Origin of the sequence: Metabacillus sediminilitoris (assembly GCF_009720625.1) — a bacterium.
GTDB lineage: Bacteria > Bacillota > Bacilli > Bacillales > Bacillaceae > Metabacillus > Metabacillus sediminilitoris.
In genome coordinates this window covers 2,851,235-2,863,752 of record NZ_CP046266.1, presented here as the reverse complement: position 1 = coordinate 2,863,752, position 12,518 = coordinate 2,851,235, and the positions used below count along the sequence as shown (strand labels likewise).

11 protein-coding genes are annotated in these 12,518 nt (G+C 39.2%); all 11 read right to left on the bottom strand.

Annotation, left to right across the window (positions count from 1 at the left end; translation table 11 throughout):
- Positions 1-2: 2 nt before the first annotated feature.
- Positions 3-1,469: an alpha-ketoglutaric semialdehyde dehydrogenase GucD gene (gene gucD / locus GMB29_RS13540; RefSeq protein ID WP_136354394.1), complete on the bottom strand. Its 1,467-nt coding sequence runs from the start codon at positions 1,467-1,469 to the stop codon at positions 3-5.
- 206 nt (positions 1,470-1,675) lie between these two features.
- On the bottom strand, positions 1,676-2,833 hold the full coding sequence (locus GMB29_RS13535; RefSeq protein WP_136354829.1) for a UxaA family hydrolase: 1,158 nt from the start codon (positions 2,831-2,833) through the stop codon (positions 1,676-1,678).
- 4 nt (positions 2,834-2,837) lie between these two features.
- Positions 2,838-3,137 carry a UxaA family hydrolase gene (locus tag GMB29_RS13530; protein WP_136354392.1) on the bottom strand — a complete coding sequence of 100 codons (300 nt, stop codon included), beginning with the start codon at positions 3,135-3,137 and terminating at the stop codon, positions 2,838-2,840.
- Between the two features lie 13 nt (positions 3,138-3,150).
- Positions 3,151-4,041, bottom strand: a complete 891-nt coding sequence (locus GMB29_RS13525; protein WP_136354390.1) for a fumarylacetoacetate hydrolase family protein — start codon at positions 4,039-4,041, stop codon at positions 3,151-3,153.
- A 35-nt stretch (positions 4,042-4,076) separates the two neighbouring features.
- Positions 4,077-4,844, bottom strand: a complete 768-nt coding sequence (locus GMB29_RS13520; RefSeq protein ID WP_136354388.1) for an IclR family transcriptional regulator — start codon at positions 4,842-4,844, stop codon at positions 4,077-4,079.
- Between the two features lie 60 nt (positions 4,845-4,904).
- Positions 4,905-7,109: a dihydroxy-acid dehydratase domain-containing protein gene (locus GMB29_RS13515; RefSeq protein WP_196305182.1), complete on the bottom strand. Its 2,205-nt coding sequence runs from the start codon at positions 7,107-7,109 to the stop codon at positions 4,905-4,907.
- 61 nt (positions 7,110-7,170) lie between these two features.
- Positions 7,171-8,421, bottom strand: a complete 1,251-nt coding sequence (locus GMB29_RS13510; protein ID WP_136354386.1) for a nickel pincer cofactor-dependent isomerase, group 22 — start codon at positions 8,419-8,421, stop codon at positions 7,171-7,173.
- Between the two features lie 29 nt (positions 8,422-8,450).
- The gene (locus GMB29_RS13505) at positions 8,451-9,500 is read right to left on the bottom strand and encodes a TRAP transporter substrate-binding protein (protein ID WP_136354384.1); all 1,050 of its coding nucleotides are present in this window, start codon (positions 9,498-9,500) and stop codon (positions 8,451-8,453) included.
- A gap of 61 nt (positions 9,501-9,561) precedes the next feature.
- Positions 9,562-10,839: a TRAP transporter large permease subunit gene (locus tag GMB29_RS13500; RefSeq protein ID WP_136354382.1), complete on the bottom strand. Its 1,278-nt coding sequence runs from the start codon at positions 10,837-10,839 to the stop codon at positions 9,562-9,564.
- Positions 10,836-11,411 carry a TRAP transporter small permease gene (locus tag GMB29_RS13495; protein ID WP_136354380.1) on the bottom strand — a complete coding sequence of 192 codons (576 nt, stop codon included), beginning with the start codon at positions 11,409-11,411 and terminating at the stop codon, positions 10,836-10,838. The genes GMB29_RS13500 and GMB29_RS13495 overlap by 4 nt, the downstream gene beginning before the upstream one ends.
- A gap of 35 nt (positions 11,412-11,446) precedes the next feature.
- A complete protein-coding gene (locus GMB29_RS13490; protein WP_136354378.1) occupies positions 11,447-12,472 on the bottom strand; it encodes a TRAP transporter substrate-binding protein in 1,026 nt (341 codons plus the stop codon).
- Between the last annotated feature and the right edge of the window lie 46 nt (positions 12,473-12,518).

Below are 12,518 nucleotides of genomic sequence, written 5' to 3'. Positions count from 1 at the left end.
TATTAAGAGCCTTTAATAAATACCGTTTTAATAGCAGTGAAAAATTCCTTCGCTGCTTCCCCTTGTTCGCGAGAACCGCTGCTTGAAGCTTTCATGCCTCCAAATGGTGCTTGGAGCTCAACACCTGCACTTTCAGCGTTAATGCGGACAAGTCCTGCTTCAATTTCATCAATAAATTCAAGAATTGAGCTAATATTTGTAGTAAAGATCGATGCACTTAAACCGTATTTCGTATTATTTGCTAATTCAATCGCTTCTTCAAGATCGTCCGCTTTAATAAGAGCGATAACTGGGCCAAAAATTTCATCTTGTGCAATTGCCATTTCTATTGTGACATTATCGAAAATAGCTGGGGTAACAAAGAAACCGTTATCATATTCTCCACCTGTTAACACTTCCCCGCCACAGACAAGTGTCGCACCCTCTTGTTTTCCTTTTTCAATGTATTCTTTAAACGTATTGAACTGACTTTCACTTGCACAAGGACCCATCCAGATACCATCTTTTAGCCCATTACCAACAGTAATTTTTTCTGTTGCTTCAATAAGCTTTTGTTTGAATTCTTCATAGACAGTAGATTCCACGACAACGCGGCTTGATGCAGTACATTTTTGGCCAGATGAACGGAATCCACCGCTTATGACAGCTTCAACAGCTTGATCAATGTTGGCATCTTTCGTAACGATTACTGGGTTTTTACCACCCATTTCAAGCTGATATTTGATCCCACGAGCAGAAGCAGATTTCGCTACACTATGCCCAACACTTTCAGAACCAGTGAAGGTAATAGCATTTAGTTTTGGATGGTCTATTAAGCTCTGCCCTATCACAGAACCTGATCCTGTTACGAAGTTCAAGACACCTTCAGGGAAACCGGCTTTTTCAAAGCATTCAACAACTTTAGCTGCTGTAACTGCTGCTTCGCTTGCAGGTTTAAACACAATTGTGTTTCCATATACAAGTGCAGGAGCAATTTTCCAAATTGGAATCGCAACCGGGAAATTCCAAGGCGTAATTACACCTACAACCCCGAGCGGAGTACGTTTTGTAAACATAAGTGCATCTTTATCTGAGGATGGAATAACATCTCCATCTTTCCTCATCCCTTCACCTGCATAGTAACGAAGAATAGCAATACCTCTTGCTGTTTCACCTTTTGCTTCTGGAAGGGTTTTTCCCATTTCTCTTGTCATCGTTTCGGCAATTTCTTCAAGATTTTCTTCTAATATGTTCGCAGTTTTAAAGAGTAGTTGACCACGAGCTGATTGACCAAGTTTGCGCCAGGCTTTTTTCGCAACGTACGCAGCATCAACAGCAGCGTTTAATTCTTCAATAGTAGAATTTTGAACGTATCCGATTATTTCTTTTGTTGCAGGGTTAATACTCGCAATCGTTTTTCCAGATACAGATTCAATCCAGCGGTTATTAATAAAGTTTTGATAAGTAGTTGTTTTAATTGAAGTTGTCATTTTTAATTCTCCTTTTTATTAAAAGTAAAGAAAATATAAGTTTTTTGTACTTAGTTTCGTGTCTAGCTCCAGCGCCCAGCGCCTAGTGAACTTCACCCTCCTTATACGCTAAGTCAACAATCGAATCGCTATTGCTCTTCGTGTTTCATTTATCTCATACGGAGTGCTCCAGTTCATACGTCGCTGAACGGGCGCTTGCGCTTTTCTTAAAATGTTGGACCAATTCTCCAAATACCAAAATCATGCTGCTTCAAGATTTCTGCTTTTGTTAATTTGCCGTTAGATACGGCTTGAATTTCCTCCATGATTCTCATACCGACTTCAGCAACAGTTTCCTTGCCATCGACAATCGTACCAGCATCGAGATCCATGTTTTCATTCATGCGTTCAAACATTGGAGTATTCGTTGATATTTTAATAACAGGGGCTATCGGTGACCCAGTTGGTGTTCCACGGCCACTAGTAAAGAGAACAACTTGTGCCCCGCCAGCCACCATTCCTGTTAATTGCTCAATGTCATGACCTGGCGTATCCATCCAGACCAACCCTTTTTTTGTCGGCCTTTGCGCATAGTCGATTACTTCTTCCAATCGTGTCGTGCCTGATTTTGTTGAAGCACCAAGTGATTTTTCCTCGAGCGAACTTAAACCACCTTCTATATTTCCAGGGCTTGGGTTGCCGGTACGGATATCAACACCCATTTGAATTGAGCGATTTTCCATCATTTTAATGACAGCATACGCTTTTTTTGCTACCTCATCGTTTGCAGCACGGTTTGCTAGTAAATGCTCAGCACCAATTAATTCCGTCGTTTCCGCTAAAATTGCTGTGCCGCCTTGTTCGACAATCATATCGCTTGTGCGTCCAACTGCTGGGTTTGCGGAAAGACCTGAACATGCATCAGATCCTCCGCACTCCGTCCCAACGATTAGTTCACTAAAATCACAAAGCTCCCTCTGAACCATTGATGCATCCTGAACCATTCTTACTGCAATCTTAGCTACCTCGGCAATTGTTTGCAGTGTGCCGCCATTGTCTTGGATTGATACCGTTTGCACAGGTTTGCCGCATTTTGCAATTTCATCACCAATACGGTGTGCCTGATGTGTTTCACAGCCGAGTCCAAGGACAATGACACCGTATACATTTGGATTCATGCCCATACCAGCATAGGTTCGAGCCGTTTGGTCGTAATCTGTTCCTACTTGTGCACAACCGTGCTGGTGAATAAATGTGACTGTTCCACTAACAAGCTCTGTTACACGTTGTGCCGTTTGTGTTGCACATGTTATCGTTGGTAAAATGAGAACATGATTACGAACACCAACGCGTCCATCTGGACGACGATATCCCCAAAACTGCATTTTATCATTTACCAATTTTGTCACCTCTTCCCCTTTTGCCCTCTAAGTTGTGTACATGAACATGTGCACCTTCTTGTATGGCAACAACAGCCGCGCCGATAACTTCCCCGTATTTAATGATGTTTTCCCCTTGTTGAATCGGTTTAACAGCAAATTTGTGCCCAAAGCGTATTGGTTCAAGAATTCTTACCGTGATGTCTATTTCATCCGCTTTAATAGTTACAACAGTATGTTCAGGAATATCTGACAAAGCGACAGCTACACTATCATTTGCATTTAAATAAAGTGTTTTATATTCGCTCATCTTCGTTCCCCCTTTAATTCACTAGTTTTGCTTTTTCACTTTGAACAACAGGGTTATTCAATTTACCGATACCTGGAATTTCAATTTCAATTCTGTCTTTATCCATTAATGTAAATTCATTAGGCGGTACCACACACGTTCCAGTAAGAAGGACCGTTCCGTCAAATATGTCGTTATCAAGAGTTAAGTAATGTACTAGTTCATCTAGTGTTCTTTTTAACTGGTTAACTTGTGCTTCACCCTCGAAAACTTTTTCATCATTGCGATAAATACGGCAAATAATTTTAAATTCGTACGGATCTGAAACTGCTTCTTTTAATAATATTGCTGGTCCGATTGAACAAGAGTTTTTCCATACTTTTGCTTGTGGCAAGTATAGAGGGTTTTCACCTTCAATATCACGGCAGCTCATGTCGTTTCCAATTGTGTATCCTAGTATTGTGCCATTTTTATCGATAACGAGCCCTAGCTCAGGCTCTGGAATTTGCCAATTTGAATCTGACCGCAAATAAACAGGGTCATTCGGTCCGACTGTTCTTGCAGATGTTGATTTAAAGAAGATTTCAGGACGTACTGCATCATAAACTTTGTCATAAAATGTTTGACGGTCAAGCTTCCCTTGTGTTGCTTCGTAATTTCGTGCTTCTTTGCTTTTTTTATACGTCACACCTGATGCCCATACTTCAGGAGCATCGATAGGCGTCGTTAATTTAAGACCTTCCAATGGTTGTCGATCTCCTTCGATCGCTATTTGTTTTATAATATCAAATGCTGTTTTATCACTCTGACGTGCCGTTTCAATCAACGACATAAAATCCGAAAATGGAAGGTCTACTGCTTGGTTTTCGTTTATTACTATTGCAAGTTGTTTTTCATTTCCTTTTAAATAACGAATAATTCTCATAGTTTATTTTCCTCCTAAAGACAAATGGTCATATCTTATATTTTTTGAAATTCATAACCAAGCTCATGTGATATTTTACCGCTGCATTCCTTTAAAATGCTTACATAATAGTCAAGTGTTTCTTGATTCTTTTTCGATGCAGGCATAGATATACTTACAGCAGCAATGACATTGCCTGAATAATTCTTAATTGGTACAGCTAGACAAAAAATGCCTGGTTCATTTTCTTCATTATCGATTGAATAACCAGCAGAACGGACTTTTACTATTTCCTCTAAAAATTGTTCTTTAGAGCTTATAGATTTTTCTGTTGGCTTTGTAAAATGATAACCATCTAAGAGCAAGTTAAGTTCACTATCCGTTTTTGTTGCGACAAGTGTCTTTCCTACTGCACTCGTATGGATCGGAACACGTCGGCCAATGCGTGAATACAACACGGTTACCCCGCTGCCTTCCACTTTATCGACATATACGCCTTCTTTTCCGTCTAATATAACCAAGTGTATCGTTAAATTTGTTGTTGCTGAAAGCCATTCAAGATGTTTCCTTGCAACATTTCGTAAATCAAGATGTCCTATAACCATACTCCCGCGCTCAAGCAGTTTCAAACCAAGTGAGTATTTTCCATTTTCCTCATTTTGCGAAATATAATGCTGCTGTTGAAGGGTTTTTAATAGCGAATGAACAGTACTTTTATGCAAGTTCATTCGTTTGCTAATTTCAGTTATCGGTAATTCTCTTTCACGCTCGTCAAATAAATCCAGTATTTTTAATGCACGCTCCACTGATTGGATGATAGGCATTGTTCCTCACTCCTCTAACTTTCATTTTTCTTATTATATCGGATTTATGACGAGCATTCCTTACTTATTAACTATGTTTGTTTCCTGAACTAATAAATCTTTTTCATAGTCAAGTATCGCATCTTCAACAATAGCGATTGGAACAACGCCGTTAGCCGCATCTGTATGCCCATACATCCGATTACTGGCAGCAACCAATTTTTGACGAATTTTCATACGTTGCTTACGCTCTTCAACTAGTGATTGTCTTTCTTCTTTTAATTGACTTGAAAACTCATGCACAATGTTTCCTAATAGAAGTTGAGAGCAATCAATAAAATCAATACGACGGCTGCGAAGCTGAAGGTGAACAATATCACCTGTTTGGAGGAAGCCAATGCCTCCACCTTCATATGCTTCTGGAGTCATATGTCCGATAGCAGCACCATATGTAACACCTGAATAGCGGCCATCGCTTATGATTGTCGCAAGCTTTTTCATGATACAGTTCGCATTAATGTGTTGCATAGGTGTAAACATTTCCGGCATGCCGAATGCGACAGGGCCCTGCCCAGCTATTATAACGGCAATTTTCATCGTGCCTTTTTCTGCCATTTCGTCAAACAATTCATTATAAGTTGCATCTTTAAGACGGTTCCACTCAAGTTCATTATTGAATTTAAGTGTTGCAAGCAAAAGATCATGTGGGAAAAGTTTTTGTCCTTTTATTGTAGTAAGCAAACTTGAATCAAGCAGGGATTTATTTGCATCATCTTCATTTTCGTAATAAAGAGTAAATGCCAATTTATCATCAAACTGATCAAGCTGTGGAGTCGGCATACCACTAATTTTCACAACTGCACTTTCAAAGAAATTCCCTTTTAACACATCTACTCCGCTGAAACTGCGGCGAGGAGTTGATAAAATCACTTTATTGTCTTTTACATTGACTGCCTTTAGGCTGCGCGTAATTTCTAGACGTTCTCTCCACGTCTTTCCGGCTACTGTTGGTACATCTTGATCCATTGGCACACCATTTTCAATAAGCTCATAAAATAGTGTTTCCATACCGCGGCTTGTGCCACTGCAGCACTGCATTGCAAGTGAATAAATGTCACGTCCTTCTGTTAAGCTATAGTCAAATAAATCTGGAATCGGATGTGAATGATGAATGTTGTCAAGGTCCCATAAACTAAATTTGTAACCTCCATAAAGCATTGCAGAGACGATATGCATCATTAAATTCGTCGAGCCGCCTGACGCGCTGTGTATCCGGATTGCATTTTTTATATTTGCAGCGACTATATTTGAAACACCATATCTTTCTTTATTGATCATTCCTGCAAAACTGTCTAGTACAGCATTAATTTGACGTTGTGATGGTGGATCTGTTAATAGTTCGACTGCCGGATGTACGAGTCCCATACCAGCTACTAAATGACGTGAACTGTTTCCAGTTCCATTAAAGGCACATACCCCGCCTTGTCCGTCACATGTTGCAACAGCAAGCCTCATTTCGAAATATTTATGCTGTTCTTTTGTCAATATTCCCCTTTCATATGCACGTTCGAACACCCCTTGAAATGCAGTATTTGATGAGCATTGTAATATATAAGCCATTGTGTCGCGTAAATCAAAGGCCACATCTTGTGCACCTTCAAATTCTGCCTTTTTCGCCAGTGCTTCTAATTCATCGATCACATCATCTGGGATCGTGCCCCCCTCTAATACATGAGCAGGTGCGAATGTTGCGAAAAATGGCGCTTCACCTCGGTTGCGTCGTACACGATCCACATGGGCAAGTGCGCTTACAACACCGAGTGGCTGTTTATCACATCCTTGAATGACGAATGCTCCGTGATAACTGTGTGCTTCAAGCTGGTTGACCACCATTTGTGCAACTGCATTTCGACTTTGAAGGGAGTAACTCATTCCTTGATTACTTTGGGCTGTACCATCACACATTACTGGTGTCGAGAAGTAAAATGGTACACCGCCGTTTTGCCAGATTCGGATAGCTGCTCGAGCTGATGTTTGATAATCCATAATGTGTGCTGGATGATCAGAAGAACCACCTATTATTGCAATGCGCGGTGCATTTCGTTCTAGACGCATATAAATCTCTTCTAGCGTCCAGTCCGGTTTACCACCTTCATATGTAGAGCCAAGCGTCAGTTTCGCACGGTCCAGTAACCCTGCAACTGTAATCGGTTCATTTGCCTTTCCTTGTACGTTATCTCGATAAGGATTTACCTCATTTTCAATAAGAGGATATAAGTGAGCCATCAAAACACTCCTTTTCATCTTTCAATACAATCTAATTATCTATTAAAGACATGAATGTCTATTAATCTAGTACTAATTCTTCAAGTTCTGTTAAAATTTCTAAATTACTATTTTTTCTTGCCTCTTCAATCATACTTTCAGAAATCCAAATTTCGTCGATTTCGAGTGTATTTTTGATCCTTACTACCCTTACTTTATTAAGGTCAAATGCATTACACGTTTTAATCGCCGCTTTTACAGCCAACTCCTGTGTGTCTAGACACATTGGGAGTTTTATCACATCTATCACAGTACTAGTGAGGGCATTGGCATACCCTTTTTCCCACTTAATTTCATTCATTACTGCTTTTGTCGTCATATCTGCCATTCCAATTCCGTTTGCGTTTCCATGGGTTTTCTCGGTTAGTCCAAGGACTACAGTTCTCGTTACCTCAGGACCTCCAGATGCATATGGTGTAGCAAAATTTCCGGTTATGTTTGGGTCCATACCATCTCCGGAAATATCTTTTCCAATCTCATTCACTATCAAAACATCCATCTTATCGAAATGAATCTTGGGCATTAATGACTTCGCTTCAATCAATAGTTGTGGCTCTACCTTTTCCAAATCCTCGGCAGGTACAGCAATGATTTTTGCAGGCTGATCATAAGCATTCTCGATCGTTCCAAGTCCAAAAATAATTCGAGCTTTTGCAAGGGAAATTTTCGCCATCTCAGGCACATGTTCTGCCATGTACTTAAAGCTAAAGGCATGTGCTGCTTCAGCACCTTTTTGCTTTCCTAATCCAATCGTAATCATTTTCATAAGTCCGCTTTCAACTGGTCCGCGAAATGCAGTATGGGGCTTTATCCGATTAATGACGATAATTTTATCTGATTCATAAGCAATTTTATCCATATATACAGGGAGACCATTAGGTAGTACACCCAATTTTTCAACTTCCATCGAAGACCTTATAGGCGCTCCAACTGCTTCTTCGGTAACCCCGAGTTGATGCAGCACGTCGATCTGCCCTTCTGCTGTGGCACCGCCATGGCTGCCCATGGCTGGTACGATAAATGGTTTGCCGCCAGCTTTTTTGACCGCTGCTGCTGTTTCTCTTACAAGGATAGGTAAATCTGCTACCCCTCTGCTTCCTACAGCAATTGCCACACGGTCATTATCCGATATTCTTGATAAGACTCCCGCTTCTTTTATCGCTTTTTGCACCTCGCCCGCAACATCTGCGAGCTGAGGTGCATAGAATTTTTGCCGAACTTTGACCATTTTAGGTAATTGGACCTCTCGTAAAAGTTCCGAAATAATATCCAATTTCACTCCTCCTTACTACAAATGCTGGATTAATTCCCACGCACTTTTTCAACTTCGGACATCATCTCTTCTACAAGATCAGATCCAAATTTTTTAGCAAATTCATCTGTTACTGGTTGAATGACTTCTTTCATTTTTTCAGCTTCTTCAGGTGATACTTCGTTGATTTTCATTCCTTCTTCTTCTAAAATCTTTAGTGCTTTCTCATTTTCTTCTTGATTAAGTGCCCGTTGGTATTCGCCTGCCTCTTGTGCTGCCTCACTCATAATTTTTTGTTCTTCTTCTGATAAGCTATCCCAGAACTTTTTACTTACAAGAAAGACAAAGGGTGTATACACATGCTTTGTAAGACTTAAGTAATCTTGAACTTCACTGTACTTTTGTGTTTTTATTGTTGCGAGCGGGTTTTCTTGTCCGTCAACAGTACCTGATTCTAATGCTGTAAATACTTCAGAAAAAGCCATTGGAGAAGGATTAGCACCTAATTTTGAAAATGCTTCTAAGTGAACTTCATTTTGCATTGTACGAATTTTGAGCCCTTTGAAATCTTCAGCTGTATTAACTGGATGTTTACTATTTGTTAAGTTTCGGAAGCCATTTTCCCAGTATCCAAGTCCTACTAAATCATGCTCAGGCAATTTATCCAAAAGCTTTTGCCCTACTGCACCATCTAAAACAGAGTAAGCTTCTTTTTCAGTATTGAAAACAAATGGAAAATCGTAAATGCCAAATTCCTTAATCATTCCCACTAATGGGGAAGTTGAGGGTACTGTAACTTCCTGTAAACCACCTTGGAGAGCTTCTGTCATTTTAAGATCATCACCAAGAGTTGCGTCAAAAAAGTTTTGCACTTTCATTTTCCCACCACTTTTTTCCTCAAGTAGTTCTTTAAATTTCACCATACCTTGTCCTTGAGGATGTGATTCACTATTACCGATTCCTGCTTTAATTGTTCTTTCTTGAATACCATCAGCTGACGTTGCAGCGCTTTCATTTTGAGTTCCACCGCTACAAGCGCTTAAAAGTAAAACTCCAGGAAGAATTACTCCCGCCGCAAAACGTTTTAGCCATATTTTCATTAGATTTCCTCCTAAAAGATATTAATCTAGCATTTTAAACTTAGTTTACGTTTCATTCCTTTTATGAAGTAAACCAACCAAGAGGAACTAACACTAAGGAAGGGAACAGAATTAACAAGATCAAAATGATTACTTCAACGAGTAAAAATGGCCATATGCCTTTCATGATATCTTCCATACTGATTTTACTAATACCACACATGACATTTAAGACGGTTCCGACAGGTGGTGTAAGTAGACCGATTGCGTTATTTAAGATAAAAAGAACACCAAAGTATACAGGGTCAATTCCAGCAGCTTCTACTAATGGCATTAAAACAGGAGTTAAAATTAAAATAGTCGGTGTCATATCCATTGCTGTTCCAATTATGATGACCAGCAAGTTTATCATTATTAATAGAAGTAACGGGTGATCCAAAAATGGCTCTAGCAAGCCAATGACTGCTGTAGGTAAATTAGCTACTGTAATCAGCCAAGATGAAACTAGTGCTGCAGCAACTAAGAACATGACAACACTTGTCATCTTTCCTGCATGTACTAATGCATCGAACAGTTCACTTACTTTCATTTCACGATAGATTACTAGACCTACGAATAATGCGTAGACCGCAGCAACTACTGCAGCTTCTGTCGGTGTAAATAAGCCAAATTTCAATCCTCCGATAATAATGACAGGAAGAAAAAGGGCCCAAACTCCTTGTCGAAGCGAACGAATAACTTCTTTTGCTGATGCACGTGGTTGAACTGCAACTTTATCTTTTCGTGCAATAATTGCCCAAGTAATTGTCAATCCAACTGCTAGTAAAATACCTGGTACTATCCCTGCCATAAATAGCTTTGTAATCGAAACACCACTTGCTACACCAAAAATGATAAATCCAATACTTGGCGGTATAATTGGAGCAATAATACCTCCTGAAGCAATTAGTCCGCTTGAAACATTTTTATCGTAACCAGATTTCACCATCATCGGAATTAGTATAGCACCAAGAGCAGCCGTATCAGCTACCGCTGATCCAGATAAACTTGCAAATAAGACAGCTGCAATGATTGCTACATAACCAAGGCCTCCCCTGATATGCCCGACCATTGTCATAGCCATTTCGACGATACGTCTTGACAAGCCCCCCCGATTCATTGCTTCTCCTGCCAACATAAAGAACGGAATTGCCATCAGAGGAAAATTATCAGCACCACTGATTAAGTTCTGCGCGATGATCTGGCTATCGAAGATACCGAGAAAATACATTAAGACTACACTACTGACAAGTAAGGCGAAAGCAATAGGAATCCCAAGTCCCATGGCCCCGAGTAAAGATCCGACAAATACACCAATCATCCGTGCTTCTCCTCCTTCTTATCTATATAATCTTCTGAGATAAATGCATCACCATGGAGGGAAATTAACTCTTCTGATTCACTTATCATGACTAATTCTTCATTTTTTATCTTGTTAAAAATGATTTTATATAAGTTGTTGATAATGATTAAACCCATTGAAACGCTTACAAGAATGCCTGTACCATATACAAATGCTAAAGGCATTCCAGTAGCAGGAGCTTTACTATCAATGTTAATTAATGTCATCTTCCAGCTGCCATCCAAGATCAGTAAAAGGACGAATAACATCATCAAATCACCTATTATAAGGACAATTTTTTTCCCCTTAATTGGAAGTCGTTTGATCACCATGTCAACACCTAAGTGTTCTTTGTTTTTAAATGCGCCAATAGCACCTAAGAATGTTAACCAAATAAAGAGATAGCGTGACATTTCTTCTGACCAAGTAATCCCTGAATTAAAGAAATATCGAAGAACAACATTACCAAAAACAAGAATGACCATTATTCCTAAGGCAGAAGCCATTATGATGTTTAGCGTTTTTTCTAAAAATTTAGAAATTTTATCCATCTTTTGTCTCTCCTTCCCAACTAAAGCTAGATTCTTTATTCTGCTTTAATTTTTTCGACGAGTTCTTCTGCCCATTCATTTTCCGCAAAAATATCATCATATACAGGTTGACTTGCTTTTAACATATCTTCTGAAAAACTCTTGTCAGGAGTAGTAAATTTAATACCATTATCTTGAAGGAACTTTTTATCTTCTTCATAACCTTTTTCTAATAAATCGAATTCATAGGCTGCTGCCTCTTTTGCTGCTTTTTTAATAATTTGCTGCTGCTCCTCCGTCAAACTATTAAAAAATTTGGTATTAACGATATAAATATTAGGGCTAAACATATGTTTTGATTCTAGTACGTCACTTTGAATTTCGTAGAATCCTGAATTCCTTACAGTTGCAATTGGGTTATCCTGCCCATCGACAACTTTTTGTTCCAGTGCAGTAAATATTTCTGAAATCGGCAATGGACTTACATTTGTTCCAAGTGCTTCACCTAATTTTATGTAATTTGGAATGTTTGGCATTCTGAGTCGTAATCCTTTAAAATCTTCCATACTCTCAATCGTTCTGTTACTTGAAACCATTCTAAATCCATTCGCACTCCAAGCTAATGGTGTTACCCCATGTTTAGGTTCCAACTCTGCTGTTATTTCTTCACCAATAGGACCATTTAAAACTTTTTTTACATGTTCAAAATCTCTAAATAAGAATGGCCATTCAGGAACACCCATCTTCGGTATATCCGCCTGCATGATTAAACCTGGAATACCCATTTCTATTGTTCCATTTCTGACACCATCGTAAAATTCTTTTTCTGCTCCCAAAGTACTGTTCGCATAAATCTGTACTTCTAATTCTCCATTGCTTTCCTCTTCAACTATTTTTTTGAATTTTTCCTTTAGTGCAATGTTTTGGGGATGATTATCAGCAAAATAGTGTGCAACCTTGATTGTTTTCTTTTCAACCCCAGATCCACTCGTTTTGGTCCCCTCACTACTACACCCTGCAAGAAGAACAGCCCCCGCAAGAGTTATACTTGCAGCAAATCCAAACATTTTCCTTTTTTTCATGAAAAAACCTCCCTTTTTTGTTTGTAAGCGTTATCATTGTAAGTAT